Genomic DNA, 26,919 nt, shown 5'->3' with positions numbered 1-26,919 from the left:
TCATTGGTTTGTTTCATAACGTTGGAATGACGGTTTTGTAACGGTCAGGTGAAAATTTCCCACTCAGAAACTCTGTACAAAAAGCTGGCAGCGACGTCACCAACCACAAGAGCGGACGCTCCTGTTTTCTGCAGTACCGGTCGAAGTGGGCTCCATTTCCGCCATTCGCCGCTGTTACGATTTGGCTGCGGCCATTTCCAGCGCTTCTAGGACCGCGTCATTGGTCAAGAACTCGGGCAATGCGATGCCTTCCGGCGCGTTTGGTCCGTAGACGATGTTGAACGGGATGCCAAAGCGCCCGTTTGCTTTTAGGTAAGCTAGGATCAACGGATCAGGCTGCGTCCAATCCCCTTGCATGGAGATCACGCCGTCCGCTGACAGTGCAGTCGCCACCTGATCCCGGTCCAGCACACGGGCCTTGTTGGCCTTGCAGGTCAGGCACCAGGAGGCAGTGATGTCGACAAAGACGATCTCGCCGTTGGCCACATGGCTTTCGATGGCTGCTTGATCGAATGATTGCCAATTGGCGCTGCGCTCCAACGCTTGTGGGGCGGAGGCGATCAGCACTGGGGTCAGGACCGCAGCGATCATGAGCACTACGGGGAGTGCTCTGGTAAGCGGCTGGCGTTTTGGCAGCAACATCGCGGCGATAGACAGCACGATCAGGCCAAGCAGCACAAAGGTGACAACCCAGCCCGCGACCAAGGCCAAAACCGACGCCAGCCATAGGGCGGTTAGCGCGAGCAGGGCCGCCATGACCCATTTGACCCGCACCATCCAAACGCCGGGTTTGGGCAGTGCCTTCACCCAACTTGGGCGCAGGGCAATGGCAAGGTAGGGCAGGGCCAAGCCTAGCCCAAGGGCGGTGAAAATCACGAAGGCCTCAAACCCGCTGCCCGCTAAGGCGAAGGTTACGGCAGTGCCCAAGAACGGGGCGGAGCAGGGGGTGGCCAGAACGGCTGCCAAGGCACCCGTCGCGAAGTCGCCCCATAGGCCACCGCCGCTTTCGGCTTGCACCATTTTGCTGTTCAGCCGCTGGGGTAGGGTGATCTCGAACAGACCCGCCATGTTGGCGGCGAAGGCCGCGATTAAGGTGATCATCACCCCAAGGAAGATCGGGTTCTGGAACTGCACGCCCCAGCCGATTTGACCGCCGCCTGCGCGGATCGCCAGCAAGATGGCCACCAAGGCCCACATGAACGCGAGCACGCCCAAAGCCGAGACCAAGAAGCCCGCACGGATGCGTCCAAGGCTTTGATCGTGGGATTTCAGGGCGGAGGCAAACTTGATCGTCAGCACCGGCAAGACGCAGGGCATGATGTTCAGGATCAACCCGCCGATCAACGCGATGACGGCGATCCACCACAGGCTGGTGGCCTCGCTATCCGCACTTAAGGCGACTGCATTGGGGGTGACGGCGTCGAATGTTACCGCGCGCTCACCATCGCGGACCGTGATTTTGGCCGATTTGATCGTTGGCGGGGCGGTGAGTAAAGGGAGGCTGGCCACCACAGAGGTCCGGTCGCCAGAGAAAGCAAAGCTGGGCGCGCCAAACGAGGCGTCGGACCCCATGTTGGGGAAGATTTGCAGATTTTGCCCGAATGGCGCGCCACTGTCCAAGGCGACTTGCAACTCGGCTTTGTCAGGCGAAATCCAGTAGCGGGCGTTGCTCATGCCTGCGGCGTCCAAGGTCGTGGGAACTTTGGCGGCAGCATTGGCAATGGTGTTTGCGGAGGCCGTATCGATGCCGCCTTCGCCAGCCAAGACCGTCAGCGATAATTCGAAGAACTCGGGGATGCACAGCTCCTCGCAGACAAGCACATTGGCCGACATGTTCATCACCGTGGTGCCGCCTGTCTGATCCAGCTCCAACTGGATTGGGAAGGTGACCTGTTTCTCGTAGCCGTAGTTCTCAATGTCGAAGGCGACAAACCGCGTGGGGGCGGGATAAAGGATTGTGCCTTGCGCGACATTTGCCGAGCCGTCCCAGTTCAATTCGGGCGCGTAGCCTACTGATCCCGGGGCCTCCCAATAGGTTTTCCATCCATCGGCCAGCTCTATTTGCAAGGCGGCCGAAATGGTTCCTGCGTTGGGGGTGATGGCGTTTTCTGCGGTGATCAGACGTGCGGTGATCCGCTCGCTTTGATACGCAAGGGAGGATGCGGCCATTGCGGGGGATAAGGCCACAAGCAGCCAAGCGAGGAAAAGTGAGGCAAGTGTTTTCATAGAGCTTTGGTCCCCCGTGCGCCCCCCAAACGCAAGGGGTTTTGCGGTGTTTCACCGCCTCGTGATGGTCAAGTGTTTGACAATCCGCTCGCAGCAGATCACGGTCCTGTCAAATCTTTCAAGTTTCCAAGGAACCTGCCCAATGATCCGTTTAGCCATGTCGACTGCTCTTGCTTTGTGTCTTGCTGCTCCGGCGGTGACTGCGCAAGAATTGTCCAAAGCGCAAATGCAAGAATTGGTTCTTCAAACTATCCGCGACAACCCTGAAATCGTTATGGAAGCTATTCAGGTATTGCAGTCGCGCGAAGAGCAAGCTCAGGCAGATCAGGCGCAGGCCATGTTGACCGCCAACCGCGCGGCACTTGATAATGATCCAAACGCGCCGGTGCTGGGCAATCCGGACGGGGATGTGGTTGTGGTTGAGTTCTTCGATTACAACTGTGGCTACTGCCGACGCAGCTTTGACGACGTGCATGCATTGGTGGCGTCCGACAGCAATGTGAAGGTTGTTATGCGTGAGTGGCCGATTTTGGGTGAAGAGAGCGTCTATGCTGCACGCGCTGCCTTGGCGTCCCGCGCACAGGGTAAATATGAAGAATTTCACAATGCCATGATGAGCTTTGAGGGCCGCGCCAATGAGACCAGCGTTGGCATTATTGCGGTGGAGCTCGGCATTGATATTGACCAGCTGAAGCGCGACATGGAAGCGCCAGAAGTTGTGGCTCATATCCAGACCAGCATGCAATTGACGCAAGCACTGAACCTGAACGGCACGCCTGCCTTCATCTTCGGCTCGCAATTGGTTCCGGGTGCGATTGAGCTGGAGCAAATGCAAGCACTAGTGGCGCAAAGCCGCGACGCGGGCTAACAATACCTTAACATATGGCCAAGAGGTGGGCTCATGGCGAAAATTGCCATCAATGGTTTGGGGCGCATCGGGCGCTCGATATTGCGTTTATTGACCACGACCCCTGCGGGTGAGGGGTTGGAGATTGTGGCACTCAACGACATCGCGAAGCCGGAACTGTGCGCGTATTTGCTAAAGCATGACAGCGTATTTGGACCCTTCAATGGCGATGTGAGCTATGATGACGCCTCCCTCACGATCAATGGCGTTCGCTACCCTTTGACGGGCACGCCTGATCTGTCCTCGCTTGATCTAAGCGGGGTTGAGCTTGTGCTGGAATGTACCGGCAAAGCCAACACGCGCGACTTTGCGGAGCGCGGGTTGAGAGCAGGGGCGTCGAAGGTTTTGATCTCGGGGCCGTGCCCGTCAGCGGATCAAACAATCGTGCTGGGTGCGAATGATGAGGCGCTAGGTGAGCACTCCATCGTGTCTTGCGCGTCTTGCACGACCAACGCATTGGCCCCCTTGGCGCGGGTGATTGATGATGCTTTTGGTCTGATGACTGCACATATGACAACAATTCACTGCTACACAGGGTCACAGCCAACAGTCGATGCGCCACGCGGTGATTTGGTGCGCTCAAGGGCGGCGGCACTGTCTATGGTGCCCACAACGACCTCTGCGGGGAAGCTGACGGATTTGGTCCTGCCTGATCTGGCGGGGCGAATTTTTGCAACATCGGTACGGGTTCCAACGGCGTCAGTGTCGGCCATCGACATGAGCTTTCAGGCGCAACGGCCTTTTACAGAAGAAAAAATCAACGATGTCCTGATGGGCGCGCGAAATGAGATTATCGGAACAACGGACGAGCCATTGGTGTCGTCTGATCTACGTGCCCGTCCAGAAAGTATCGTGATGGCGCTGCCCGAGACGCATGTGACGCAGTCGGGGGGCATGGCGCGGGTTTTTGGTTGGTATGACAATGAATGGGGTTTCTCAAACCGGATGATCAATCTGGCAGGGCGAATGACATAGATGTGAGTTTGCGCAGCTCGCATGAAGTGTTAACTCACCGGTGATACTCAACGCAGTCAAAGGCCATAAACCTATGAGCAATAAACAATCACGCCGTCTGTTTTTGACATCGGCCACCGCAGCTTTGGCGACGCCAACATTGTTGCGTGCGCAAAGCATCGAAACTCCGGTTGACGAAATCGGTGCGCCGCAAGCCTCATCTGGGGTGACGCGCAACGCATCCAGTTTCCAATACCAGCAATGGCAAGACCACTTCGACACGCTTGGTGTTGCGACCGTTGTGGCTGACACGACATCCCGTGCGCTCCACTTCTGGAACGCAGACGGCAGCGATTACCGCGTTTTCGCGACATCCGTTCCGCGCCGAGAAGACCTGACCAAACGTGGCTACACCAAGATCGTACGCAAGCGTATCGGGCCGGATTGGACACCAACCGCCTCGATGATCGCTGAAGACCCTGATCTTGCCTATATGCCTCCTGGTCCGGGCAACCCGCTTGGTACTCACGCGATGTATCTGTCGTGGCCTGCGTATCTGATCCACGGCACTCATGACACGCGCAAGATCGGGCGTCGGTCATCCTCGGGCTGCATCGGGCTGTATAACGAGCAGATTGCGGTATTGTTCGACCTTTGCCCCGTTGGGACGCAGGTCCGTGTTATCTAGGCACTTTCAATGAAGTGAGTAATCAGGCGCCTCAAGTTGAGGCGCCTTTTGTGCTTTCAAACAAAGATCAGGTAAAAATGCGGGTTTTACGGTTCATCATGAAAGACGGTGGGCTGGATTAATTGGAACCCATTGATATCAATTAGTTATTGATATATCCTCACCTCCAACGTCTGCTTTTAAGTAAGCAGAAGATCAGCGATAGAGCCCCTCCGGTCCCACCATGCCAGTATTTATTTCACCATCCAGCTCTGATCTGTTTGACTCGACATTTTGGGCCGGATTGAATGTTAGTAATAATAGCACCTTTGATGCCAGAGGTGTCGATGATGCCTTTGAAATTACACTGACTGCTTCTGGGGTCTCCATTCTGGACACGGATACAGGGACAGTTACCAGCTTTACGGATGCCGATCTTGGCAGCGGATCGTTCAGCAACTTTGTTGGGTACCGCGCGAATGATGCGGGCAACAATATCAGCGGAAGCGTTGGGCTAAACAGCTTTGGCTACGTCGGCGGGGACGGCGATGACACGCTCACAGATAGCGGGGCAATCGGGGGGACTATCCGCGGTGGAGGCGGGGATGACACCCTAACTGGTGGCACTGGGAATAATAATATTTCCGGCGACGCTGGTAACGACACCTTGATTGGTGGCGGGGGGAACGACAACCTCAACGGCGGGGATGGCGATGACATCCTAATCGGTGGCACCAGCTCGGGAAATTTGAACGGTGGCAACGGTGACGACACTATTTTTGTCGGTGAGAACACCACTTTCGTCAATGCGGGTAACGGCAATGACTCGCTTGTTCTTCCTCCTGGTGCCACATTCGCCCCCTTTAGTCCGGGAAGCTCCAACGGGCTTATAACGCTCGCTAACGGAAATACCCTAACCTACCTCGGGGTGCCTGCGGCTGGCATCTCTGTCGCGTGCTTTGCGGCTGGCACGTGTATCCGCACGCCCACGGGGGATGTTGCGGTTGAAGATTTGGTTGCGGGTCAGCTGATTGATACAGTTGATGATGGCCCCCAACCACTGCGTTGGGTCGGTGCGCATTCGGTGCCGGGGGAGGGTCAGTATTCCCCCATATGTTTCGAGACGGGGACGGTTGGCAATGATGCCCCGCTTTATGTCTCTCCTCAGCACCGCATGTTGATCGATGGCTGGCATTGCGATCTGTTGCTGGGGGAAGCGGAGGTTCTTTGCGCCGCAACTCATTTGTGTGACGGCATGACCATCTACCGTGCCCCTTGCTCGCGCGTGATCTACTATCACATCATGTTTGATCGCCATCAGATCGTGTATTCAAACGGGGCTCGCACCGAGAGCTTCTTTGTTGGTGACCAGCACTGTGAAGCCGATAGAGACACGTATGAAGAGCTCTCAAACCTGTTTCCGGATTTGATGGATGTAGATCATCCCGTACACCAACCTGCGCGCCGTTTCTTGCGCAAGTTTGAAGCGGTGGCATTGATCGCACCGCTTTAATTCGCGGGGCGACCGTTGGTTTATTTTTAGGCGGGCGTTGTCTTACGCTTGTGTGATCAACGCGCTGATCTCAGCGACTTTCTCAGCCAACAATGCACGATCGCCGCGCGCCTCTACGTTCAAGCGCAGCACGGGTTCCGTGTTAGATTGGCGCAGGTTCACTCGCCAGTCCCCGTAGTCCAGTGACAGCCCGTCCAGACGGTCCACGGCCTTAGCGCCGCCCAGATATGCCGCCTCGAAGGCATCTATTGCGGGTTGCTTGTCCGCCAACTTGAAGTTGATCTCGCCTGACGACGGGAAGCGGGCCTGCATGTCGGCGACCAGCTCCGACAGCTTCTTGCCTGACGCACTCATATGCTCAATCAGCAGCAACCAAGGGATCATGCCGCTGTCGCAATACATGAAGTCGCGGAAGTAGTGGTGCGCGGACATCTCGCCGCCGTAGACCGCATCGACGTCGCGCATCTTTGCCTTGATGTGGCTGTGGCCGGATTGGGAGGCCACGGCCTCGCCGCCGCTTGTCTTGACCAGATCAAGTAGCGCCCAGATCACGCGGGGGTCGTGGATGATCTTGGCCCCTTCGTTCTTCCCAAGGAAGGCACCAGCCAAAAGGCCCACGACATATTCACCGTCAATGAAAGCACCTGTTTCGTCAAAGAAGAAGCAGCGATCAAAGTCGCCGTCCCATGCAACGCCCAAATCAGCGCCTTCGGCCAGCACCAAATCGGCGGTCTGCGCACGGTTTTCTTCGAGCAGCGGGTTAGGGATGCCGTTCGGAAATGTCTCGTCGGGATCCAGATGTTGACGGATGAACTCGATGGGGGCGTCCAGCTCTTTGGCGATGACCTCAAAGGCGGGGCCAGCCACGCCGTTGCCCGCGTTGACCACGACTTTCATGGGCCGCCATGTGGAGGTATCCGCGAAGCTGACCACTCGCTCGGCATAGGCTTGACGGGGGTTTTCTTGCTTCAAGGAGCCGCGGGTTTTCGCGGGGCCGAAATCATTGGCCTCCGCCAAGGCTTGGATTTCGCCCAACCCGTCCGCTAAGGAGATTGGCCGCGATCCAGCCTTCACCATTTTGATGCCGTTGTAGTCAATCGGGTTGTGGGAGGCGGTGACCATCAGGCCGCCGTCGCTGACAAAGCGGGTGGTGGCGAAATAGACTTCCTCGGTGCCGCAGAGGCCAAGGTCGATCACATCCACCCCTTCGTCGCGCAGCCCTTCGGCCAGCTGATGCGCCAGCGCCTTGGAGGTCGGGCGGATGTCATAGCCGATCACCACTGATACAGGGTCGATGGACCGCGCAAACCCGCGCCCGATGCGGTAGCAAATGTCTTCGTTCAATTCGTCGCCCAAACGGCCGCGTACGTCGTAGCTTTTGAAACAGGTCAGTTTTTCCATAATCTCGCCTCGTGTTGTTACCACAACGTCTACAGCGAACTGCGCGGGCGTCCAAGGGGGCGTTGTGCCTGGTAGATTGGTTGGATGTTCGCACTGTTGGGCGAAATTATCTTTCGGTTCGGCTCCGCCAATGGCTCCATTCGGATTTCTGCGGTCGCGCAAAGGCGACACGTCAGCTCTTAACCCTTGAAACCTTGTTCCCGTGCTTGTGCAATAATTGGCAGTTGATTGCCTCCGTGCTGTTGCTTCGCGTAAGCCATGGCTCGTCTTATTACTCTGTTATCAACATCGGGGTCGGACCATGGTTCAAATAAGCTAGACGAAATGCGGTTCGCAGTTTCAGGAGAGTCCGCTCCGCCACTCTCTAAGGATTCGAGGTAGTAATATGCTCTGACATAGGTTCTCCCGCGCTCCGCATTTTCGTTCAAATGCCCTAGTGTCGCAGAAGATACATTGGAAAATAGTTGACTTATTATTTTAAAAATTGCGGCCGCAAGGAGATAGATCAGTTGGAACGTCCAAATAATCAGGCCAAAAATTAGCTTCATTGTTCTGCCTCGTCGTTTTTGGATTTTCAATTAGCCGAAAATTTGAGGTTGGTCGATGGTTTGCTAGTAGAATGTTGTTGTGGGGGCATTGGAATGAAGCGAAGCATCGTTTGCTTTGGTCTCATAGCCAACACCTACACAAACAAAAACAGGCCCCATGTCATACACGGGGCCTGTCATTTTTATTCCAAAACCTTTTAGCCTTCTTCTGGCAGCACCAAGTTCAGCACGATCGCGATGATCGCTGTTGGGGCAACGGCGGAGGTCATCAGTGTCTTCATCACACCCGGCACGTATTGCACGGCCTCAGGCACCAAGTTCAGGCCAAGGCCTGCGGCCAAAGATACCGCGATGATGATCATGTTGCGGCGGTTCATGTTCACTTCTGTCAACATGTTCAAACCGGCTGATGCCACCATGCCGAACATCACGATCACGCCGCCGCCCAGCACTGGCAAAGGCATGGAGGCAATGACCGCGCCCACCTTAGGGATCAAGCCGCACAGGATCATGATGATACCTGCAACTGTCACCACGTGACGGCTCATCACGCCGGTCATGCCGACGATGCCCACGTTTTGGCTGAAGGATGTGTTTGGCAAGCCGCCAAAGACGCCCGCAATCGCAGTGCCCAAGCCGTCAGCGTAGGTCGCACCGGCGATCTCTTCGTCGGTGGCTTCACGCCCAGCACCCGCCTTGGTGGTGGCAGAGGCGTCGCCCACGGTTTCAATCGCAGACACGATGGACACCAAGGTCACGGCGATGACGGCCCCCAGCGAGAACTCGAACCCGTAAGGCAGCGGCTTGATCGCGGTGATCCAAGAGGCTTTACCGACAGCGCCGAAGTTGACCATGCCAAGCGCGAAAGCCAGCGCGTAGCCCGCCAGCAGGCCGATCAGGATCGCGGCGTTGGACAAGAAACCCTTGGTGAAGAACTTCACGGCCAAGGACACAATCACAACGGTTAAAGCCACGGACCAGTGCATCAAGGAGCCGAAGCTTTCGGCCTCCATCTGGAACTTCGCGGCACCACCAGCGGCGTATTTGATCGCCACTGGGATCAGGTACAGACCGATAGCAAGGATCACCAAGCCAGTGACTAGCGGCGGGAACAAGAAGCGCAGCTTCTGGATGACGGAGCCCAGCAAGAAGTGGATCGTACCGCCGATGATACAGGCGGTCAGTGCCACGCCCAGACCTTGGGTTGCCGCGACGCCAGCAAGAACCCCAACGAAGGCAAAGGATGTGCCCTGCATGATCGGCAAGCGCGCGCCAACAGGGCCCATGCCTACGGTTTGGAACAGGGTGGCGATGCCTGCAAACAGCATGGCCATTTGGATTAGGTAAACTTGCTCAGCCGAGCCAAAGGCAAGGCCGGCGGCACCTGCGACGATAATGGAAGGCGTTACGTTGGAGGCGAACATCGCCAAGACGTGTTGCAGCCCCAGCGGGACGGTCTGCCCCATGGGGGGCGTGCTATTGGGATCCGAATAGGTCCCTAGGTTGGTATCTGTCATTTGGTTTTTCCCCGTTTCTACTATCCTACTGACCGATCATTGAAGGGTCAGGTTTGTTGGCGCGTTAGCCACGCTCGATCATGACTGGTTTATCCAGCCTGAATTCTTCTAGGTTCGCGCCATCCCCGATGCGGTCGACAACCGCAAATAGGCCTGGTGCCGCGAGGGGTGTTAGAACCCCATGCCATGTCCCTTTGTGAAAGTTGATGGCTTGTCCTGGCGCGGACAAAAATGCCGTAACCTTACCGGGCTTATTGCCTAAATCTTGGGCAACGATGACCAAAAACGGATCAAAACTCATCGGAATGAAAGTTTGCGAGCCGAGCGGGTGCCGCTCTAGTAATGTCAGATCATAGGGCAGGGCGCGGGGGACTGCGTGGAAGATGCTGACCCCTGCGCGGCCATCTTCAAAATCTAATTCGGCACGGTCATGGAAGCGGCTGCACATCCCCTCGTTTATCAGCTTGTCAGGGGAGCCTGCGCAATCAAGCACGTCGCCATAAGGCGCGAAAGCTTTGACGGTCAGAGGTTGGGTGCGGATCACCATGGCAGCTTCGCGTGACGGTTCACGTCCTTATAAAGCAAGTATCTAAACGGCCCATCACCCGTGGCGCGGCAGGCTTGCGGGCAAAAGGCGCGCAGCCACATGAAGTCACCGGGGCCAACGGAAACCCAATCGCGGTTCAGAAGGTACTCCGCAGTGCCTTCAATCACATAGAGGCCATGCTCCATCACATGGGTTTCCTCAAACGGGATCAAACCACCGGGCTGGAAGGTCACGATGTTGACGTGCATGTCATGGCGCAGATCGCTTGGTTCCACAAAGCGGGTGGTGGCCCATTTGCCTTGCGTGTCTGGCATCGCAATCGGCGTGTTCTCCGCATCCGAGGTCACGAAGGCCTCAGGCGCGGGGATGCCGTCCACGGGCTCGTAGCGTTTGCGGACCCAATGGAAGGTTGCCTGCTTGTCGCGGCGGTTATGCAGGGTCCAGCCTTCGCCCGCTGGTAAGTAGGCGTAGCCACCTTCTCCAAGCGTGTAGGTGCCCATGCTATTGCGCAGCTCAACCTCGCCTTCGACCACGAATAACACCGCCTCGGCTTCAGGGTTGTCCTCAGGGCGATCCGAGCCACCTCCCGCACTTATTTCCACGATGTATTGCGAAAAGGTTTCCGCGAAGCCCGACAATGGACGCGCGATGATCCACGCGCGGGTTTGCGCCCAATGCGGCAAGAAGCTGGTCACGATATCGCGCATCACGCCGGCGGGCATGAAGGCGTAGGCCTCGGTAAAGACGGATGTCCCCGTTAGCTTGTCTGACTGCGATGGAAGGCCCGCAGGGGGGAGGGCGTAACTCATGGCAAAAGCTCCTGAAGGCGCAATTGCGCGATGCGTTCTACTTGGTGGCAGGCCTCAACAAATTCGGTCTCGCTGTCGTTGCGGATACGGTGATTGAAGGCCTTAAGGATGCTGGGTTTGTCGTTATCCCGAACGGCAATAATGAAGGGAAATCCGTGCTTTGCAGTGTATTCCTCGTTCAACTCAATAAAGGACTGGCGTTCATCATCTGTCAAAGAATCCAACCCTGCGCTGGCTTGCTCGGTGGTACTTTCCGCCGTCAACCGCTTCGCCGCGGCAAGCTTGCCTGCGAGGTCAGGGTGGGCATCGAGAACTTCCAGTCGTTCGGTTGGGCTTGCAGCGCGAAAGACCCGTGCCATTGCATTCCATAGGCCTTCGGCGCTGTCGTGTGCTGGGCCCAGTTCCAGATCCCAAGCGCGCTCCGCGACCCAAGGGGAATGCTCGAAGATGCCGCCGTAGGCATTCACAAACATGTCTTTATCCATCGCCGTGGGGCGGGCGGAGACAACGGGCGGATGTTGCGTCAACCAGTGGTGTGCTATTTGCTCACGAGTGGCGAACCAAACATCGTCATGGCCTTGTACGTACTTCAAGAAACGCTTCAGCGCCTGAATACGACCCGGACGTCCAATAAGGCGGCAGTGCAGGCCAATCGATAACATCTTAGGTGCACCGTCACCGCCTTCTTCATAGAGCGCATCAAAGCTGTCGCGCAGATAGGCCTCGAATTGGTCACCAGAATTGAACCCTTGCGGGGTGGCAAAGCGCATGTCGTTGCAATCCAGCGTATAAGGGACGACCAACTGGTCACGTCCGTCATGGCGCACGTAGTAGGGCAGGTCGTCGGCGTAGCTGTCGGCGACATAGTCAAAGCCACCATGTTCCGCGATCAGACGAACGGTGTTTTCCGAGCAGCGTCCCGTGTACCAGCCTTTGGGAGGCTGTCCGACAACCTCGGTGTGCAGCTTTACGGCTGCTTCCATATCGGCGCGCTCATCCTCGGCGGCGCAATCTTTGTACTCAACCCATTTTAATCCGTGGGAGGCGATTTCCCAACCCGCGCTTTTCATGGCGGCGACTTGTTCGGGCGAGCGGGCCAAAGAAGTGGCGACGCCATAAACCGTGACCGGAATGTCCTTTAGAAGACGATGTAGGCGCCAAAACCCTGCGCGCGCGCCGTATTCATAGATTGATTCCATGTTCCAATGGCGTTGGCCTTGCCACGCGGCAGCCCCTACGATTTCGGACAAGAAGGCCTCGGAGGCCGGGTCACCATGTAGGACGCAATTCTCGCCACCTTCTTCATAATTAACGACAATTTGGACAGCAATCTTAGCGCCGCCTGGCCAATTGGCTTCCGGCGGGGTGGCTCCGTATCCGCGCATATCACGTGCGTAGCGTTGCATCGGTAGTCTCCTTGAGCTTATGGCTACATCATTTAAACGGTGCAGTGTTTCAAAATTAATTTGAAAGAGTTTCGGCCTTTGACTGTGGCAGCAGGGGATGGTCATTCTAGCGAGCAGTGAGGTGTAAGGTGCAACCACACTTTGGCATGAAAAAATCTGAAGTGGCAGCGTGTTGTTTTGAGAGAGTTCCGGATGTTCGAGCCACGCTAGCCGAAGCATAAGCTGCAGGGTTTAGAGCCCAAGAACACGCCTGTCAGAGGCTTAGTTAATCTTCATTCGATCTTGGGGTTGCCGCACAGTTGATAGAAGGCAAGAAGAGCTGCGTCGACATGCGCGTAGACAATCTTGCGCGTTGGTTGGGGCAAGGTCCCGATAATGCGGCGCGTTTGCAGGTCCCCAACAAGTAGATACAAAAACCACTGGGCCGCTTGTTCATCGCTTGGTGGATTGATTTGGCCATTCTCTCGAAGCCGTCCCATCAACGAGACGATTTTAGGGAAAACGCGCTCTCTGCCGCCACGCGCAATTGCAGCTCCAAGGGTCCCCGAGCCGTCCGAGGCCGCCGCACGGTTTAATGAGACTGACCGCTCGCCCATAAGTAGCCCCAAAAGCAACCGCCCGACCTCACGCAAGATGTCTTCTGGGGGATTGGATTCTTGCAGAGCTTTGTCCAAAACCATATCCGTTTCCGAAGCGGTTGACTTGACGATTTCGAGAAACAAACGCTGTTTGTCCCCATACCAACGGTACATGGTTTCATTAGAGGCTTTGGCTGCCTTGGCGATGTTGAGCATGGATGCGCCCTCATAACCTCGCTGACGCATGACCTCTAAGGCAATGTTTTCTATCTCTAATCGACGTTTATCTTTTCTGTCTGAGCGCACAATGTCCTCAATAAAAATATTGCGGAGTATCGAACACATCTGTAAAGCCATGTAAACCCGTACATATATGTACACTAATTGGAGGTGCGATTTGCAACAAATTATAAAGCCAGCGGCCATCGGCGCGACGGTGGTGTCAGGTGCAATATTCGGTTTTTTCTATGCTTGGGTTTGCTCAACCATGTGGGGCTTGGATCGGTTGGACCCACGTATTGCGATTGAGGCCATGAATGCCATGAACGGCTCTGTTCGCAACGCAGTCTTTGCGCCCGCTTTCTTTGGGACGCCTCTCGTTCTGGGGTTAGCGGCAATATTGTTGGTAAAGTCTAACAGGCGAGGGGCGGGCGTTTGGTTTGCAACCGCCGCGTTGACATACTTGGTGCTGGGAATGGGACTAACCATGGCCGTGAACGTCCCGATGAATGAAGCCTTGGCGTTGGTGAGCATCCCGAGTGACAGTGCACAAGCTCAGGTGATCTGGGACACATATTCCACCAAGTGGCAGTTCTGGAACCAGACCCGCACGGTCGCCAGTGGAGTGGCCATGTTGCTGGCTTGCATCGGCCTAACCAAGGTCGCTTAAAGTGTGACTTGGCGCTGTTTTACCGAAGCGCGGATGAAGGCGGCGATGAAGGCTATGGTCATCAGTAGAACGATCGTGGGGGCGGGCGCGCTGTCTAGGAAGAAGCTGGCGTAGACCCCGATGAATGAGCAGGCGGCGGCGATGCCCATCGACAGCCACAGCATGACCCCGAAGCGTTTGGTCAGCAGAAAGGCAATCGCCCCTGGTGCCACAAGGAAGGCAATCGCAAGGATGATGCCCACCGCTTGCAACGCGGCGACCACCGTGAGCGAAATCGCGGCCAAGGTGCCAAAATGCAGCAGGCGCACGGGCAGGCCTTGGGCGCGGGCTTGCTGTTCGTCAAAGGCTTGCAGCAGCAAGTCGCGCCAGAAGACCGCGATCAATCCGGTGACCAACACGGCAATGACGCCCGTGGTCCATAGATCCTCTGGCCCGACGCCCAGCATGTTGCCAAACAGGATGTGGTCGAGATGCACGTCGCTCTCGATCTTGGTGTACATCACCACCCCAAGCCCGAACATGCCTGAGAAGACGACGCCCATAACTGTGTCGCGCTTCACGCGGGAATTCTCGTCAATCCAGCCGGTCAGCCCCGCGCAGGCCATACCCGCCGCGAATGCGCCAATCCCCAGCGGCAGGCCCAGCACATAGGCCAGCACCACACCGGGCAGGACGGCGTGCGATATGGCGTCGCCCATCAGTGACCACCCCTTGAGAACCAAGAAGCATGACAGCAAACCCGCAGGCACCGACAGCATGACTGAGATGATCAACGCATTGACCATAAACGGGAATTGGAAGGGGAGGAGCCACTCCATTATGGCGCCTGCCTTGCACGCGCGCGCGCGGCGAGCATTCCGTGCTTGGGGGCAAAGATGAACGCGCATAAGAACAGTAGCGTTTGCAAGCAGACGATCACGCCGCCCGTCGCCCCGTCCAAAAAGTAGCTCGCATAGGCCCCGAAGAACGAGGTCAGCGTGCCAATGGCCACCGAGATCATCAACAGCGAGGGAAAGCGGTCGGTCAGCAGGTAGGCAGTCGCCCCAGGGGTGACGACCATGGCGATCACCAAGAAGGCACCCACGGTTTGCATCGCGGCCACGGTGCAGGCGGACAGCAGGGTAAAGAAGATTACCTTCAACAGCTCGGGGCGCAACCCGATGGAGCGCGCATGGCTCTCGTCAAAGAAGGTCACCATTAGGTCGCGCCACTTGGCCAGCAGCACGATAAGGGATACGCCGCCGATCAGCGCGAGTTGTAAGATGTCCGCAGGCGAGATGGCCAAGACGTTGCCCATGATGATGGTCTGGATGTTCACCGAGGCGGGCGACAGCGAAATCATGAACAGCCCAAGCCCAAAGAAGGAGGTGAAGATCAGTCCGATAATGGCGTCCTCCTTCAATCCCGTGCGTTGGTTCAGGAACAACATTGACGCCCCCGCCAACCCGCCCGCGAAAAACGCACCAAGGGCGAAGGGCAGCCCCAACATGTAGGCGGCGGCGACACCGGGCACGATGGAATGGCTCAGCGCGTCGCCGATCAATGACCAGCCTTTGAGCATCAGGTAGGACGACAGGAACGCGCAGACCGCGCCGACCAAGGCAGACACCCACATGGCGTTGAGCATGTAGGTATAGGTGAAAGGTTCCCACATGGCCTCGATCATGGGGCGTCGGCCTTTGCGTCTTCTTCGTCGTCCTCGTCGTGGTGGTCGTAGATGACGAAGGGGCGCTCGTCGTCGGAAATAACCGTGAGGCGGCGTTTGTCTTCCTCGTCATCATGCAGGTCAGAGCCTTGCATCACGAAGTGGCGCAGCACGCCGCCGAATGCCAGCTCCAGATTTTTGCGAGTGAAGATGTCTTGCGTTGGCCCATGCGCCAGCACGGTGCCTTTGATCAGGATCGTGCGGTCGCAGAACTCCGGCACGGAGCCAAGGTTGTGGGTGGAGACCAGCATCACACGGCCCTCGTCGCGCATTTCGCGCAGAAGGGCGATGATCGCGTCCTCGGTTTGCACGTCGACGCCGGTGAACGGCTCGTCCAGAAGCACCACGCGGCTGTCTTGGGCCAATGCGCGCGCAAGGAAGACGCGCTTCTTTTGGCCGCCAGACAGCTCGCCGATTTGGCGGTGGCGGAAGTCGAGCATGTTGACCCGCTCCAGCGCCTTCTCGACCATCTTGTGGTCTTCCGCGCGGGGGATGCGGAAGAAGCCCATGTGGCCGTAGCGGCCCATCATCACCACGTCTTCGACCAAGACGGGGAAGGTCCAGTCGACCTCCTCGGCTTGTGGGACGTAGGCGACGGTGTTGGCGCGCAGGGCGTCGCGCACGGTGCCGCCAAGGATTGAGATGTCGCCAGATGAGGCGGGCACAAACCCCATCAATGCTTTGAACAGCGTAGATTTTCCCGAGCCGTTCACCCCCACCAAGGCCGCAATCGTGCCTTTGGGAAGGGAGAAGGACGCATCGCGCAAGGCGGTGTGCCCATTGCGGTAGGTGACGGTTATCCCCTCGGCGCGAATGCCGGCGGTGGTGTCGTCAGGTTGGGGGCCAAAGCTCACTTATCAAGACCTTCGGCGATGGTTTCTACGGTGACGCGCAGCAGGTCCAAGTAGGTCGGCACAGGGCCATCCTCTGCACTTAGGCTGTCCACATAAAGGACCCCGCCATAAGCCGCTCCGGTTTCGCGGGAAATTTGCTCGGCGGGGGCGGCAGACACGGTGCTTTCGGAAAAGACGACGCCAATGTCATTGGCACGCACGTCGTCGATCAGGTCGCGCACTTGCTTAGGCGTGCCTTGGGCGTCGGCGTTGATGGGCCACAGATACAGCTCTTTGAGGCCAAGATCACGCGCAAGGTAGGAGAACGCGCCCTCCGAAGTTACCAGCCAGCGTTTGTCTTCCGGCACCGCGTTGATGCGGGCTTTCAAGGGTCCAAGGGCGGCCAAAAGCTCGGCCTTATAGGCGTCTGCGTTGGCGCGGTAGGCGTCTGCGTTATCTGCGTCATGCTCAATGAAGGCGGCGGCGATGTTGTCGACGTATATCAATGCGGCGTCCACCGACATCCAGGCGTGGGGGTTCGGCTTGCCGGAGTAGGGACCTTTGGCGATGCCCATAGGCTCCACCCCGTCAGAGACCACGGCGGAGGGCACATCAGACAGGTTGCGGAAGAATTGCTCGAACCACAGCTCCAAGTTTAGCCCGTTCCACAGCACCAGATCGGCGTTTTGTGCGCGAACGATATCGCGCGGGGTCGGCTCGTAGTTGTGAATTTCCGCACCCGGCTTGGTGATGCTTTCCACCACTGCCGCGTCGCCCGCCACACGTGATGCCATATCGGCGATGACGGTGAAGGTGGTGACGGCCTTGAACTTGTCGGCAGCGGACGCTGGCAACACATTGAGTGCAATCGCAATTAGGGCTGTTAGGGCAATGCGCATGAGCAAGGGTCCTGTCATTTAAGGCTGGTTGCGCCCTATATGCGAGTCGTTTGCAAAAGAGTCAACCCAGTTGCGACTTAATCGCAAAAAGGTGAGGCGAGGGTTTTCATCGCCAGTCAAATTGCAGCCCCGCCGTAGTTTGTATCGTTTATGCAGATGTTCAATTCCGGCGAACTCATGGGTATCTGCTGGATCGCACCTAACCCACCACCGGCAATCAAGGAAAACCGACAAGGCTTATCAACCTCAATCGACCTCGGTTTTCAAACGAACGCCAGAGCGGGCGTCGGCAACAAATGCAGGGAGGGTCTGCTGAGAGCCCGAATTACCGATGCTGCGTTGCGCACGAAGGTCTGCTTCACTAAGTTTGGATTTGATCACACTCTTTGAAACGCTACCAATTGGGTCACAGAAATGCAGAACTCTTCCATGGAAATTGGTGGCTTCGAAGCATCAGAAGCAGATCAGCTCGGTGTCATATTCTTCGATGCCGTGCGCGATGGAGCGACTGAATTCTACAGCTTAGAGCAGCGACAGGCTTGGGTGCCAGAGACACCTTCGGGGCCGAGTTGGCTATCAAGGCTGGCCGCCAAAAAAACCGTAGTTGCACGCAAGGCAGGCCTACCGGTTGGCTTCATGACGCTAGATGGCGATGGCTATATTGACCTTGCTTTCGTCGCACCTGGACACCAACGGCAGGGTATCGGAGGGAAGCTTTGCGCCCAGATCGAGGCGTTGGCGCGTGAGGCAAATATCGTGCGCCTTCATTCGCAAGCGAGCTATCTCGTTCGAGGTCTCTTTGAGCAACAGGGTTGGAAGGTCGTTCGTGAGCAACGGATCAAAAGAGCTAGCGTTACACTGACGAACTTTCTGATGGAGAAGCGCCTCGATGATCCAATCAAGCGCACTGACGTTGCCGCAAATTCAAAGCAAAGCTGACCTTCGGACCCGACCAGCGATCGGAAGCTTTGCCCCACATTGCCTTCATGACGGCTACCAAAGTTGGATGTCGGGTTTGGTGTCGACGTTCAATGCTGCAGCAGGATCAAATTTGAGGATCAAGCGTGTTGGTTTATGAGATTGCCAGCATATTCGGCAATTCGCTGTACTCGGTGGAGGGCAGGTAGCCATGGCAAAGGGTGTCCCCCTGAAGCCTCGCTAACTCTTGGCCATTGATCCTCTGGCGTGAGGTGAATGGCGCGGTTCCAAGAATGATCCCCCGCGTTTTGGATTAAGTCCCCAGCAAAGGGAAGCCCCGTGCCACACCCAAGATCCAGCACCGCTGATTTGCCATTCGCAATTAGTACAACTGCCGCCGCTGCTGAAGCTGGCGCAGGGTGTACTGCGTGTTGATCAAGCCCCAGTCGCCCTGCTGGAAATGACGGTCTTGGGGCAGGCACCTGATGCCGCAGACTTGGCGGCTGATGGCTTGGTCGGGAAGGTTCACCCAAAAGCGCCCGCCCGGGGTGGCGACGAAACCGATTAGGCCTTCATCAATATCTGCCGATAAGTCCGAGAAGGATGGCACTTCGCTGTCGGCGTCGTGGTCATAGGATCCGTGGGTATGGTAGGAGGCAAGGGCCACAATCCCGCGCCCGCGAAACTCATGTGGACGGCAGCTGTCGGCATTCCCTTTGCGCGGGCGAGTGGAGACAATCGCCCCATCCTCGTTGCGCCCAAGCAGCCCACAATACTCTCGGCCGGTGTTGAAGCTGCGGCTTTGCAGTCCAGTTAAAACCTGCCGTGCAGCGGCCCTCAATCTTGCGTCTTCACCAAGGCGAAGAGTGTCAGCATCGCCGATGCCGGTAAGGGACAGGAGTATGGTCGCGCAAAGTGCCAAATGTCTCATGCAATGAGGCTAGCGTAAGGTGTTGCTACGTGTCCATTAAAACCGAGGTGGGGCGTTAAAGCAGGATGTCTTCCACCAATTGGGAGAATAGCTGGCTTTTGCCCGACACGCCCGCCTTCTTGTAGATTGCGGTGCATTGAGCTTTCACGGTCCCGATGCGTGTCGATCTCAGGTCGGCGATCTCGGACAGTGACATGCCCTTTAGGACGAACCACGCCACTTCGGTCTCGGCAGCCGTTAGGGTTAGGCCCGCAAAGTAGCGATCCACCACTTGATTGAACTCGCCAGAGGTCAACTGCCGCGCGGTTTCTGCTCGCGTCGTGGCTTTCTGGGCGATGAGGGCCAAACGGACGCCAAGAATGGCACCTAGGATCAAGCCGATGCTGGCACCGGCTTCCAAGAGCTCGCGCATGTCCCAACGCAGTGGCAATGGTGGCAAGCCGAGGATGGAGGACAATATCTCCCATAGGAAATATGCCCCGCACAGGCATTGAATGGCGACTAGCACCCAAACCAGCCAAATACGTTTCAGCACGTTTTGCCCCATGAAAAGAGTAGGGGTGTAGGAGGTGAAGGCCATTTACCCATCTTAGGGTTTCCCGCCGGAGGGTCCGGAGTTGCCTGCCCCACCGGAATTACCCGGTCCGCCAGGATTTCCTGCACCTCCTGAACTGTCTGGCCCTTGTGGACCACCAGCCCCTTCGCTGAGGGAAGGAGGCGGTGACGCCTCTTCGTTGTTGTTTTTAACCCGATGCTTGAACTCTTGATCGCGAAGGATATCCCCCGAAGTGCGGTTCAAAACGATTTCACGCAATATGTCTCCGCTTGTGGCGGTAATAACAATGCGCCCAAACCATGACTTCCGGATATCCGATATCGTGAAACCTTGCGCTTCGATTTGGGCGACGATTTCATCGGTTCGTGTGACTTGCGCATGGGCAGGGGAGTGCCACAGCAAAAGTGACATCAAGCCAGCGGTCATGAGTTTGGAGCGCATTTAGGGTACAATCCTTAAATTATGCAGGATGGTTAGAATGCCCGCGCACCGTGGTCAACTACGGCGCGAAGACGAGAGAGGTTGGGAGCTTATTCGCGTCCGCGACCGCCGCCACCACGGTTGCCGCCTTGGCCCGATCCTTCGGGTGCTGGGTTGCTGCCATGACCAACGCCTTGTTCAGCCAATTCGTCGCCAAGTTCTTGGCGCTCAACGCTGGACAGGCTCGACACGTCTACAGTGTCGAGAGTAGTGCTCTCGCCGGTGCTTGGGTCGGTGACCGTGACCTCGGATGTGTCAATCTCCACGGCCTCCGAGGAAGAGCGTGCGCTGTAACCTTGCTCCGCCAGTTGGCCGCCAACTTCGCGACGCTCGTCATCGGTTAGATCGCTAAATGCCAACGCGTTGACAGAGACATATTCGCCGGTGGTCGGGTCTATCACAACTGGATCGTCCGCGTTTGCGGCACCAACTGTGCCAAACATAATCACGGCAGCCAGAAGGAGAGGCGCTTTAGGAAGTTGAAAAGATGTCATGTCGAATTTTCTTTCTAATTCGTAAGGTTATGCGGCGTTAAGTTATCGTCGCACCGTGGACATGACGCCTTTTCTTGGTGGGATATATTGGGCGGAGGGCTTGTTTGTGCACTCGTAAGCTAAAGTCATATGCGAGCCAGTTGGCGTCATGCACCTTGCCCAACCGCGTTGCCCGCGGTTATGTCATGGGTGACCATTTCTTTATCCCCCAAGCTTACCCGCTGAGGTCCTTCATGAGCTACGTCATTCCCCCCGCGCCTCAGGCGTCTCTCGCGGTACAAGGCAGTGATGATCGCTTCCCTGTTCGACGCATTTTTTGCGTCGGCCGCAACTACGCCGAGCACATTCGCGAGATGGGCAATGATGAGCGTGATCCGCCATTCTATTTTACCAAACCCGCAGATGCGATTGTTCCTAGCGGGGAGGAAATGCCCTACCCAAAGGCCACGGAGGATTTGCACCACGAGGTGGAGTTGGTTTTGGCCGTTGGGGCAGGCGGCTCCAACATCGCCCTTAAGGACGCGATGGACCACGTGTGGGGGGTGGCCGTGGGGATCGATCTGACACGCAGAGATTTGCAATCGGTGGCCAAGAAGGCGGGGCGTCCGTGGGATATGGCCAAGGGCTTTGATCAATCCGCGCCGATGGGGGCATTGCTGCCATTGGCCGACGCTGGCGCGCTGACGTCAGGCGCGATTACCATGAAGGTGAACGGGGAGACGCGCCAAACTGGTGACTTGTCAGAGATGATCTGGTCCGCCGCCGACTGCGTGGCGCATCTGTCGACATTGGTGGAGCTGAAGCCGGGTGATTTGATCATGACGGGTACCCCCGCAGGGGTGTCCGCAGTGGGCAAAGGTGACCTCATGGCCGCTCACATCGATGGTTTGCCCGAGCTGATGGTTCGTATAGCGCCCTAGACGGCAGGTGGCATTTGACGTGATGGGGCTTAGTTTATAGCAGGTGTTCATGCGGTAAGGAATCGCAGGGCGCCAGTTGGCAAGAAGTCGGAGCAGATCATTGACATATGCGGTGACATCACAAGCGACCCAATGCGCACGGTTCTCCGTCGCACCTATGATGGGTTGGACGAAGGGATCATCATTACTTTTTAAAATCAATAATTTAATCGAAATAAGGTTCAAGAGTTCATGCGAAAGTCATACTGCTAAAGCGAAGCATGCAGCCGATTTTGACGGTTTGTTGTGCGGTATCTCGAGACTTTTGTTTGCGTTCGTAGTCAGCTTTGCAAATGCTGTGTCAGCCGAAGAAGCACGAACACATATCTTTACCAGCACCGACTATTTTGAAAGATACATAAGAAACGGTGAATGGGAGATTGAGGTTTCAGACACCCGTGTGGACTATACCTGCATAACGTGTGGAGGCGGTCTTGTTGCGCGATTGGAAGTAATTGCGCCATACAATCTTGGCAATTTCCCTTCGCGACAAGAACGGTATTTGGCTGAGCGGAGGCAACTTTGCTTTGAGTTGACCAGCAACCGCTTGGGCCGCTGTGTTGATACTCAAAGAGCTTCTGTTCGGCCTGCTTTGCGCGGCTTTCAATCTGAAACAGAGTTGGGGGCAATCCGCGAAATTGAGATTGTCTTTTTCTACCATGATCCATATTGGCCCGGCCCAGAACTGTTGAGGACTACGATCACAATTTCTGAAGGTGCTACATTGCCAAGGAAAAGCGTGGACAGGTTCATGTGGGACATGGCCCGCCTAACTCTGTTTTGGTAACAATGATGCAAGTGGATGTTTTACAATCGATGCCAAATTCAAACCCTCAAAAGAATGCGCGTCTGAGCGTCGCCCCTATGATGGACTGGACGGATCGGCACTGCCGCTATTTCCATCGCCTGATTTCCCAGAACGCCTTGCTCTACACCGAGATGGTGACGGCCCCTGCGTTGGTGCGTGGTGGTGCGGTGCATTTGTTGAACTATTCCGAGGCGGAGCATCCGGTGGCTGTGCAGCTTGGGGGCTCCGATCCCGACGAGTTGGCCGAGGCGTCGCGTATGTGCGCGGAGCGGGGCTACGATGAAATTAACCTGAACGTTGGCTGCCCCTCGGACCGCGTGCAATCCGGGTTCTTTGGCGCTGTCCTCATGGAGAACGCGCCCTTGGTGGCGAAATGCGTCGCGGCCATGATCAAAGCACAACCGGTTGAGGTAACAGTGAAATGCCGCATCGGCGTGGATGACCAAGACCCGAAGGTGATCTTGCCGGACTTCCTGAGCCGCGTCCGCGATGCAGGTGTGTCCCGCGTGACCATCCATGCGCGCAAGGCTTGGCTTCAAGGGCTTAGCCCCAAGGAGAACCGCGATATTCCGCCGCTGGATTACGACATCGTGCATCAGATGAAAGCGGCATTCCCTGACATACATATTTCGCTGAATGGCGGTTTGGATACGTTGGAGGCGGGGTTGCCGCACCTCGATAAGCTTGATGGCCTGATGTATGGGCGCGCGGCCTATCACCAGCCTTGGGATATCTTGCGCGACGTGGACGAATTGGTCTTCGGCGCGGCCCCGCAAGCGAAAACCCGTGTGGATGTGGTCCACGAGATGCTGCCCTACATCGAGGCGCATGTGGAGGGGGGCGGCAAGCTTGGCCAAGTCGCGCGTCATATGTTGGGTATTTTCGCGGGCCAACCGGGTGCAAGGGGTTGGCGACGCACATTGTCCGATGGCGCACACCGCGAGGGTGCGGGTAGGGCGTTGGTACTGCAAGCCTTGGAAGCTGTGCAGCACGTCCCAGAGACGACTTGAGACTTGACCTGCCGCCCTCGTAGATGGCTGATTAAGTGACACATTTCATAACACAGACGTGCATTTTGAATTTGAAAGGCTTCACCTAGCCTATCACCTGTTAAATCAGGGGAGAGTGCCATGTGCCGTTGGGCCGCATACCTAGGTGAGCCGTTGTTTATGTCGGAGATTGTCACCTCTCCGGTGAATTCCCTCATTCAGCAGGCGCAGGCCGCCCGCGAGAGCATTACCGAAACCAACGCCGATGGCTTTGGGCTGGCGTGGTACGATCAACGCGCGGAGCCGGGCATCTACAAGGATGTGCATCCGGCTTGGGCGGACGCAAACCTGCACTCGGTCACTGATCAAGTCTCTTCACGGTTGTTCATGGCGCATGTTCGCGCCTCCACCGGCACGGCGACCAGCCGCGATAATTGCCACCCGTTTGTCAGCGGGAAGATGTCTTTCATGCATAATGGTCAGGTGGGTGGATTTGAGACAATCCGCAAATCGGCTGACATGTTGATCCCTGAGGAGATTTTCTCGCGCCGCCGTGGCTCCACCGACAGTGAATCCCTGTTTTTGGTCGCGATGGGGTATGGGCTGGAAGACAATCCCAAAGCCGCGTTGGAACGCACCGTCGGGCAGTTCGAGGCAATGTCCAAGGAGAGAGGCAGCGCACCGCATATCCGAATGACCGCCGCCATATCAGACGGCGAGAAACTATACGCTGTGCGCTACGCCTCCGATGATCAGGCTCCATCGCTGTATTACCGCAAAAGCATCGTCGGGCAGGGCTGGACGGTGGTGTCCGAGCCCTATGCCGAATGCGGGAACTGGAAGAAGATCGACAGCGGCACCTTCTTGACCTTTAGCGGCGATGACGCTGTTGCCGAGAGCTTCGAGCCATCCGCCTAAGTGTGAAATGCCAGATAAATTTGACCTTTACGTCAACAACTGACCCAGTTTCATTGAAACGGCATAGTCGGCCTTCGTGCTGATCGCGGCGAATGTCGGCATTGAGCCCAATATGTCGGATGTTGCGCTAAGTGCGAACGTCTGATTTTAGCGTGTCGGCCAAAAACCCGCCAACATCAAACAGAGTTTGACCAAGGATTTGTGACAAGGGGTCAATCGCCGCCATAACGGTCTTCTTTGAAAACCTCCAAAGCGACATTGAGCGCGTTGATTGCCGCTGGAAACCCGCCATACAGAGACATTTGCCAGATCGCTTCGGCGATCTCGGTTTCGGTAAGACCAGCCTTCAGTCCACCAGCGATGTGTATGCGAAGTTGCGGGGCTGTCTGCCCACCCATGGCTGTGAGTGCTGCAATTGTTGCGAGGCTACGATCTCGCAAGGATAACCCTGACCGGTCGTAGTGTTGGCCATAGACGAAGCTGATCAGATCCTGTGGCATCCCTGGCAGAAGCGCGCCGTAACGCGCTTCCAATGTCTCTTCCAGCCCGGGGTTATGTCTTTCCGAAAGAGCTTTGCCACGCTCGTATGCATTTTCCATGTTTTGATCCTTTCGTTAAATGTCAGGGATAGGACTGAGCTGATACGGTGCCGTTGAGCATGGAAGGAAGCAGCAGCGTATTCCCATATGCAGCGATGTCGGCAAGTCCAGCATCATATTCTGCGACCACGCTTGCCGTGCCATTCTCGCTCACTTCAAAGAGCTGACCAGTGATCCAGTCGTTGACCAAAAGCGCCGCTCCGATCCGCACAACACCATCGAGATTACCTAGATCCGGTGCAAGGATACTCACTTCTTGATCGTCAAGATTAACCGCGAGCAGCGAGCCTGGCTGATCAGTCGAGAAATCGTCTCTTAGGCCTTGGCCCCAGGACCCAACCACAAGTCGATTTCCGTCTATAAGGAGGCCGTTGGGGTGCGCAAGTGCATCATCTTCAAGCCAAAGGGTCATTTCCCCCGCCGCATAGCGCCAGATGCGATTGGTCATGAAGTCGCTGACAAAAGCTTGCTCACCATCCGAAGTAACATCATTGAGAAAAGCCGCGCTCTCGACGGCAACGCTTCGCAAAAGGACCCCTGTTGTGAGATCGATCTCATGCAACCGGGTGAGGTCGGCGACAAGTAGCGTATTGTCGATGATGGCCATGCCTTTCGGCGCATCCAGTCCCGTGACCCAGGCCGCATCCAGTACGGTGCCTTCGGGTGAGAGCAAGGCCAAGGCTCCTTTTCCATCCGCTTCACCGGGATGCCCACCGATGACGCTCAGAAGGATGCGATCATGCGTCGGGTCAAAAATTGCACTTTCAGGCATATCGAACGGACCCGCTGTCCAGTCTGCCGGATCAGCGGATGCAGATCCTGCTAGACCTGCCAAAACAGTCATGATTGATGCGATAGAATTTTTCATGGTCTTCTCCTTTGTTGCAATAACCGCTATTTTTGAAATACCAGGTTTGCAAAAGGTCGATCTTTAGTATCAAATTATGATACCGAATTATCATTTCAGTATTCCGAGGTGGGTATGCAAGCTGAACTCTTTGAGATTTTGAAAACCGTTCTGAAAGCCCGCAGCATGACCTATGCTGCGCTGGCTGATCGGTTGGGTTTGTCCGAGCCCACGATCAAACGCATCTTTGCAGAGCGTGATTGCAAGCTCAGCCGCATGACTGAGATTTGCTCTGTACTCGATTTGACTCTTGATGATTTGGTGTCCGAGGCAAACCGCGTCGACGTGCGCCCTTCCGAACTCGGGGACAGGCTAGAATCGCAACTTGCCGATGATTGGCCCGCGTTTCACTTCTTGCTCCTGCTGCTTGACGGCATGACAGAAGCAGAGATTCAAAAGCAGTATCAGATACAGGCCAATAGGCTTTTCCAGTTGGGTTTGAGGCTCGAAAAGCTGGGGCTTGCGGTGGTGATGCCAGACAATCGCGTCCGGTTGACCGTGCAAGCGCCCGTTCTCTTTCGCCGTGATGGTCCACTGCACCAAAGACTACTCAAGTTGAACATGGATTTTCTGCGCGCCGTATATCTCGCGCCGGAAACAGAACACTCGGCCTATTTGACCCAAACACGCCGGATGACGCAAAAAACAGCACAACACATTCTGGCGCGTTTGCGCGATGTTCAGGTCGAACTGTCAAACTTGGCCCGTCGAGATCAGCTCACCCAGCCGGACGACGCGCTGAGAAGCTACAAGATCGGGATCGCGCTTGCCCCTGTCGTGTTCTCCAAACTGTTGTCTTTGAGCAAAGATTGATGGCTTACGCTAAAACTCAACCGTCTGCGCTGCTCTCAGTTACGTCGAAGCGGACCTTGGCGCGGCCGCCGCGAAAGGGCGGTTTAGGTCAGAAATGCTTGATGTTGGGGGCAGTGTTACGTGATGCGGCCCCATGGAAGGACTCAGT

General features: G+C 56.4%; 30 protein-coding genes. 11 read left to right on the top strand and 19 right to left on the bottom strand.

Translation table 11 applies throughout. The annotated features are described in order from the left end of the window. Positions 1–174: 174 nt before the first annotated feature. On the bottom strand, positions 175–2,226 hold the full coding sequence (locus ABJN86_RS11230; protein ID WP_348367156.1) for a protein-disulfide reductase DsbD domain-containing protein: 2,052 nt from the start codon (positions 2,224–2,226) through the stop codon (positions 175–177). A gap of 142 nt (positions 2,227–2,368) precedes the next feature. Between ABJN86_RS11230 and ABJN86_RS11225 the strand changes: the two genes are divergently transcribed. The 4 genes from ABJN86_RS11225 to ABJN86_RS11210 all read left to right on the top strand — a co-directional run bounded on the left by ABJN86_RS11225 (position 2,369) and on the right by ABJN86_RS11210 (position 6,267). After that, positions 2,369–3,094 carry a DsbA family protein gene (locus ABJN86_RS11225; RefSeq protein ID WP_348367155.1) on the top strand — a complete coding sequence of 242 codons (726 nt, stop codon included), beginning with the start codon at positions 2,369–2,371 and terminating at the stop codon, positions 3,092–3,094. 33 nt (positions 3,095–3,127) lie between these two features. Then, positions 3,128–4,108, top strand: a complete 981-nt coding sequence (locus ABJN86_RS11220; protein ID WP_348367153.1) for a glyceraldehyde 3-phosphate dehydrogenase NAD-binding domain-containing protein — start codon at positions 3,128–3,130, stop codon at positions 4,106–4,108. 73 nt (positions 4,109–4,181) lie between these two features. Further along, positions 4,182–4,775, top strand: a complete 594-nt coding sequence (locus tag ABJN86_RS11215; protein ID WP_348367151.1) for a L,D-transpeptidase — start codon at positions 4,182–4,184, stop codon at positions 4,773–4,775. 223 nt (positions 4,776–4,998) lie between these two features. After that, positions 4,999–6,267: a Hint domain-containing protein gene (locus tag ABJN86_RS11210; protein ID WP_348367149.1), complete on the top strand. Its 1,269-nt coding sequence runs from the start codon at positions 4,999–5,001 to the stop codon at positions 6,265–6,267. Positions 6,268–6,309: 42 nt separating this feature from the next. Here ABJN86_RS11210 and ABJN86_RS11205 read toward each other — a convergent pair whose 3' ends face one another. From ABJN86_RS11205 to ABJN86_RS11175, 7 genes are all read right to left on the bottom strand, one after another. After that, entirely contained in the window at positions 6,310–7,668 is a 1,359-nt protein-coding gene (locus ABJN86_RS11205; protein ID WP_348367148.1) for a phosphomannomutase, read from the bottom strand. Positions 7,669–7,847: 179 nt separating this feature from the next. Further along, complete coding sequence (locus ABJN86_RS11200; RefSeq protein ID WP_348367146.1) at positions 7,848–8,216, bottom strand: hypothetical protein; 369 nt, start codon at positions 8,214–8,216, stop codon at positions 7,848–7,850. 197 nt (positions 8,217–8,413) lie between these two features. Further along, complete coding sequence (locus tag ABJN86_RS11195; protein WP_348367145.1) at positions 8,414–9,733, bottom strand: nucleobase:cation symporter-2 family protein; 1,320 nt, start codon at positions 9,731–9,733, stop codon at positions 8,414–8,416. Positions 9,734–9,797: 64 nt separating this feature from the next. Then, the gene (locus ABJN86_RS11190) at positions 9,798–10,280 is read right to left on the bottom strand and encodes an ureidoglycolate lyase (RefSeq protein ID WP_348367143.1); all 483 of its coding nucleotides are present in this window, start codon (positions 10,278–10,280) and stop codon (positions 9,798–9,800) included. After that, the gene (locus ABJN86_RS11185; protein WP_348367141.1) at positions 10,274–11,089 is read right to left on the bottom strand and encodes a bifunctional allantoicase/(S)-ureidoglycine aminohydrolase; all 816 of its coding nucleotides are present in this window, start codon (positions 11,087–11,089) and stop codon (positions 10,274–10,276) included. The genes ABJN86_RS11190 and ABJN86_RS11185 overlap by 7 nt, the downstream gene beginning before the upstream one ends. Then, entirely contained in the window at positions 11,086–12,495 is a 1,410-nt protein-coding gene (puuE, locus tag ABJN86_RS11180; RefSeq protein WP_348367140.1) for an allantoinase PuuE, read from the bottom strand. The genes ABJN86_RS11185 and puuE overlap by 4 nt, the downstream gene beginning before the upstream one ends. Before the next feature lie 272 nt (positions 12,496–12,767). Beyond that, a complete protein-coding gene (locus tag ABJN86_RS11175; RefSeq protein WP_348367666.1) occupies positions 12,768–13,319 on the bottom strand; it encodes a TetR/AcrR family transcriptional regulator in 552 nt (183 codons plus the stop codon). 151 nt (positions 13,320–13,470) lie between these two features. On the opposite strand from ABJN86_RS11175, the gene ABJN86_RS11170 reads away from it, so the two are divergent. Beyond that, positions 13,471–13,962 carry an anthrone oxygenase family protein gene (locus tag ABJN86_RS11170; RefSeq protein WP_348367138.1) on the top strand — a complete coding sequence of 164 codons (492 nt, stop codon included), beginning with the start codon at positions 13,471–13,473 and terminating at the stop codon, positions 13,960–13,962. Here ABJN86_RS11170 and ABJN86_RS11165 read toward each other — a convergent pair. The 5 genes from ABJN86_RS11165 to ABJN86_RS11145 form a co-directional block, all read right to left on the bottom strand. Beyond that, positions 13,959–14,780 carry a metal ABC transporter permease gene (locus ABJN86_RS11165; protein ID WP_348367136.1) on the bottom strand — a complete coding sequence of 274 codons (822 nt, stop codon included), beginning with the start codon at positions 14,778–14,780 and terminating at the stop codon, positions 13,959–13,961. The two genes, ABJN86_RS11170 and ABJN86_RS11165, sit on opposite strands and share 4 nt — an antisense overlap. Beyond that, a complete protein-coding gene (locus ABJN86_RS11160; protein WP_348367135.1) occupies positions 14,780–15,628 on the bottom strand; it encodes a metal ABC transporter permease in 849 nt (282 codons plus the stop codon). The genes ABJN86_RS11165 and ABJN86_RS11160 overlap by 1 nt, the downstream gene beginning before the upstream one ends. Further along, a complete protein-coding gene (locus ABJN86_RS11155) occupies positions 15,625–16,521 on the bottom strand; it encodes a manganese/iron ABC transporter ATP-binding protein (RefSeq protein WP_348367133.1) in 897 nt (298 codons plus the stop codon). The genes ABJN86_RS11160 and ABJN86_RS11155 overlap by 4 nt, the downstream gene beginning before the upstream one ends. Next, complete coding sequence (locus ABJN86_RS11150; protein ID WP_348367132.1) at positions 16,518–17,399, bottom strand: metal ABC transporter substrate-binding protein; 882 nt, start codon at positions 17,397–17,399, stop codon at positions 16,518–16,520. Before ABJN86_RS11150 ends, ABJN86_RS11155 begins: the two co-directional genes overlap by 4 nt. A 246-nt stretch (positions 17,400–17,645) precedes the next feature. Beyond that, the gene (locus ABJN86_RS11145; RefSeq protein WP_348367130.1) at positions 17,646–17,780 is read right to left on the bottom strand and encodes a hypothetical protein; all 135 of its coding nucleotides are present in this window, start codon (positions 17,778–17,780) and stop codon (positions 17,646–17,648) included. 33 nt (positions 17,781–17,813) lie between these two features. Here ABJN86_RS11145 and ABJN86_RS11140 point away from each other — a divergent pair, with 33 nt between their 5' ends. Further along, positions 17,814–18,338, top strand: coding sequence for a GNAT family N-acetyltransferase (locus ABJN86_RS11140; RefSeq protein WP_348367128.1), 525 nt, complete (start codon positions 17,814–17,816; stop codon positions 18,336–18,338). Positions 18,339–18,699: 361 nt separating this feature from the next. On the opposite strand, the gene ABJN86_RS11135 is transcribed toward ABJN86_RS11140, so the two are convergent. The 4 genes from ABJN86_RS11135 to ABJN86_RS11120 form a co-directional block, all read right to left on the bottom strand. Further along, a complete protein-coding gene (locus tag ABJN86_RS11135; protein WP_348367126.1) occupies positions 18,700–19,248 on the bottom strand; it encodes a DUF4329 domain-containing protein in 549 nt (182 codons plus the stop codon). 55 nt (positions 19,249–19,303) lie between these two features. After that, complete coding sequence (locus ABJN86_RS11130; protein ID WP_348367125.1) at positions 19,304–19,828, bottom strand: helix-turn-helix transcriptional regulator; 525 nt, start codon at positions 19,826–19,828, stop codon at positions 19,304–19,306. A 9-nt stretch (positions 19,829–19,837) separates the two neighbouring features. Further along, on the bottom strand, positions 19,838–20,245 hold the full coding sequence (locus ABJN86_RS11125) for a hypothetical protein (protein ID WP_348367123.1): 408 nt from the start codon (positions 20,243–20,245) through the stop codon (positions 19,838–19,840). 89 nt (positions 20,246–20,334) lie between these two features. Next, positions 20,335–20,778, bottom strand: a complete 444-nt coding sequence (locus tag ABJN86_RS11120; protein WP_348367122.1) for a hypothetical protein — start codon at positions 20,776–20,778, stop codon at positions 20,335–20,337. 233 nt (positions 20,779–21,011) lie between these two features. On the opposite strand from ABJN86_RS11120, the gene ABJN86_RS11115 reads away from it, so the two are divergent. The 4 genes from ABJN86_RS11115 to ABJN86_RS11100 all read left to right on the top strand — a co-directional run bounded on the left by ABJN86_RS11115 (position 21,012) and on the right by ABJN86_RS11100 (position 24,452). Further along, positions 21,012–21,698, top strand: coding sequence for a fumarylacetoacetate hydrolase family protein (locus ABJN86_RS11115; RefSeq protein ID WP_348367120.1), 687 nt, complete (start codon positions 21,012–21,014; stop codon positions 21,696–21,698). Positions 21,699–21,798: 100 nt separating this feature from the next. After that, positions 21,799–22,524, top strand: coding sequence for a hypothetical protein (locus ABJN86_RS11110; RefSeq protein WP_348367118.1), 726 nt, complete (start codon positions 21,799–21,801; stop codon positions 22,522–22,524). 29 nt (positions 22,525–22,553) lie between these two features. Beyond that, the gene (dusA, locus tag ABJN86_RS11105) at positions 22,554–23,555 is read left to right on the top strand and encodes a tRNA dihydrouridine(20/20a) synthase DusA (protein WP_348367116.1); all 1,002 of its coding nucleotides are present in this window, start codon (positions 22,554–22,556) and stop codon (positions 23,553–23,555) included. Between the two features lie 120 nt (positions 23,556–23,675). Further along, on the top strand, positions 23,676–24,452 hold the full coding sequence (locus ABJN86_RS11100) for a class II glutamine amidotransferase (RefSeq protein ID WP_348367115.1): 777 nt from the start codon (positions 23,676–23,678) through the stop codon (positions 24,450–24,452). A gap of 212 nt (positions 24,453–24,664) precedes the next feature. Here ABJN86_RS11100 and ABJN86_RS11095 read toward each other — a convergent pair whose 3' ends face one another. Together ABJN86_RS11095 and ABJN86_RS11090 are read right to left on the bottom strand one after the other, a co-directional pair. Further along, positions 24,665–25,051 carry a carboxymuconolactone decarboxylase family protein gene (locus ABJN86_RS11095; protein WP_348367113.1) on the bottom strand — a complete coding sequence of 129 codons (387 nt, stop codon included), beginning with the start codon at positions 25,049–25,051 and terminating at the stop codon, positions 24,665–24,667. Between the two features lie 22 nt (positions 25,052–25,073). Then, entirely contained in the window at positions 25,074–25,919 is an 846-nt protein-coding gene (locus ABJN86_RS11090; protein WP_348367112.1) for a hypothetical protein, read from the bottom strand. 114 nt (positions 25,920–26,033) lie between these two features. Here ABJN86_RS11090 and ABJN86_RS11085 point away from each other — a divergent pair, with 114 nt between their 5' ends. After that, positions 26,034–26,771, top strand: a complete 738-nt coding sequence (locus ABJN86_RS11085; RefSeq protein ID WP_348367110.1) for a helix-turn-helix transcriptional regulator — start codon at positions 26,034–26,036, stop codon at positions 26,769–26,771. Positions 26,772–26,919: the final 148 nt, after the last annotated feature.

It is taken from the genome of Litoreibacter sp. (assembly GCF_039974535.1).
GTDB lineage: Bacteria > Pseudomonadota > Alphaproteobacteria > Rhodobacterales > Rhodobacteraceae > Litoreibacter.
This window is presented reverse-complemented; position numbering and strand designations above follow the sequence as displayed.

Coding starts and splice junctions, on each gene's coding strand:
- ABJN86_RS11135 (WP_348367126.1), bottom strand. CDS start 19,248: ATGAGACATTTGGCACTTTGCGCGACCATACTCCTGTCCCTTACCGGC.
- ABJN86_RS11185 (WP_348367141.1), bottom strand. CDS start 11,089: ATGAGTTACGCCCTCCCCCCTGCGGGCCTTCCATCGCAGTCAGACAAG.
- ABJN86_RS11125 (WP_348367123.1), bottom strand. CDS start 20,245: ATGCGCTCCAAACTCATGACCGCTGGCTTGATGTCACTTTTGCTGTGG.
- ABJN86_RS11085 (WP_348367110.1), top strand. CDS start 26,034: ATGCAAGCTGAACTCTTTGAGATTTTGAAAACCGTTCTGAAAGCCCGC.
- ABJN86_RS11175 (WP_348367666.1), bottom strand. CDS start 13,319: ATGCGTCAGCGAGGTTATGAGGGCGCATCCATGCTCAACATCGCCAAG.
- ABJN86_RS11160 (WP_348367135.1), bottom strand. CDS start 15,628: ATGATCGAGGCCATGTGGGAACCTTTCACCTATACCTACATGCTCAAC.
- ABJN86_RS11130 (WP_348367125.1), bottom strand. CDS start 19,828: ATGGCCTTCACCTCCTACACCCCTACTCTTTTCATGGGGCAAAACGTG.
- ABJN86_RS11225 (WP_348367155.1), top strand. CDS start 2,369: ATGATCCGTTTAGCCATGTCGACTGCTCTTGCTTTGTGTCTTGCTGCT.
- ABJN86_RS11150 (WP_348367132.1), bottom strand. CDS start 17,399: ATGCGCATTGCCCTAACAGCCCTAATTGCGATTGCACTCAATGTGTTG.
- ABJN86_RS11195 (WP_348367145.1), bottom strand. CDS start 9,733: ATGACAGATACCAACCTAGGGACCTATTCGGATCCCAATAGCACGCCC.
- ABJN86_RS11190 (WP_348367143.1), bottom strand. CDS start 10,280: ATGGTGATCCGCACCCAACCTCTGACCGTCAAAGCTTTCGCGCCTTAT.
- ABJN86_RS11115 (WP_348367120.1), top strand. CDS start 21,012: ATGAGCTACGTCATTCCCCCCGCGCCTCAGGCGTCTCTCGCGGTACAA.
- ABJN86_RS11100 (WP_348367115.1), top strand. CDS start 23,676: ATGTGCCGTTGGGCCGCATACCTAGGTGAGCCGTTGTTTATGTCGGAG.
- ABJN86_RS11090 (WP_348367112.1), bottom strand. CDS start 25,919: ATGAAAAATTCTATCGCATCAATCATGACTGTTTTGGCAGGTCTAGCA.
- ABJN86_RS11095 (WP_348367113.1), bottom strand. CDS start 25,051: ATGGAAAATGCATACGAGCGTGGCAAAGCTCTTTCGGAAAGACATAAC.
- ABJN86_RS11205 (WP_348367148.1), bottom strand. CDS start 7,668: ATGGAAAAACTGACCTGTTTCAAAAGCTACGACGTACGCGGCCGTTTG.
- puuE (WP_348367140.1), bottom strand. CDS start 12,495: ATGCAACGCTACGCACGTGATATGCGCGGATACGGAGCCACCCCGCCG.
- ABJN86_RS11120 (WP_348367122.1), bottom strand. CDS start 20,778: ATGACATCTTTTCAACTTCCTAAAGCGCCTCTCCTTCTGGCTGCCGTG.
- dusA (WP_348367116.1), top strand. CDS start 22,554: ATGCCAAATTCAAACCCTCAAAAGAATGCGCGTCTGAGCGTCGCCCCT.
- ABJN86_RS11210 (WP_348367149.1), top strand. CDS start 4,999: ATGCCAGTATTTATTTCACCATCCAGCTCTGATCTGTTTGACTCGACA.
- ABJN86_RS11215 (WP_348367151.1), top strand. CDS start 4,182: ATGAGCAATAAACAATCACGCCGTCTGTTTTTGACATCGGCCACCGCA.
- ABJN86_RS11220 (WP_348367153.1), top strand. CDS start 3,128: ATGGCGAAAATTGCCATCAATGGTTTGGGGCGCATCGGGCGCTCGATA.
- ABJN86_RS11140 (WP_348367128.1), top strand. CDS start 17,814: ATGCAGAACTCTTCCATGGAAATTGGTGGCTTCGAAGCATCAGAAGCA.
- ABJN86_RS11165 (WP_348367136.1), bottom strand. CDS start 14,780: ATGGAGTGGCTCCTCCCCTTCCAATTCCCGTTTATGGTCAATGCGTTG.
- ABJN86_RS11200 (WP_348367146.1), bottom strand. CDS start 8,216: ATGAAGCTAATTTTTGGCCTGATTATTTGGACGTTCCAACTGATCTAT.
- ABJN86_RS11230 (WP_348367156.1), bottom strand. CDS start 2,226: ATGAAAACACTTGCCTCACTTTTCCTCGCTTGGCTGCTTGTGGCCTTA.